Origin of the sequence: Escherichia sp. AM3 (genome assembly GCF_032029835.1) — a bacterium.
Taxonomy (GTDB): Bacteria; Pseudomonadota; Gammaproteobacteria; order Enterobacterales; family Enterobacteriaceae; genus Escherichia; species Escherichia coli.
In genome coordinates, this window is the sequence record NZ_JAVUPQ010000824.1 from 1 (window position 1) to 299 (window position 299).

1 pseudogene is annotated in these 299 nt (G+C 53.5%); it reads left to right on the forward strand.

The features are described 5' to 3' along the window. Positions 1-299, forward strand: a pseudogene (locus RTW80_RS28565) (gluconate transporter); the annotation flags it as partial.

Here is a 299-nt window from a genome sequence, read left to right on the forward strand (position 1 = left end):
GCCGCTGTGGGGTAACTTCATCAGCCGTTACGTTGAGCTGCATATTCCTGACGACATCAGCGAACCGCATCTCGGCGAAGGCAAAATGCCATCTTTCGGATTCAGCCTGTCGCTGATCCTGCTGCCGCTGGTGCTGGTAGGGCTGAAAACCATTGCCGCGCGTTTTGTGCCGGAAGGATCAACTGCTTACGAATGGTTTGAGTTTATCGGTCATCCGTTTACCGCGATTCTGGTTGCTTGTCTGGTGGCGATTTACGGTCTGGCAATGCGTCAGGGCATGCCAAAAGACAAAGTGATGG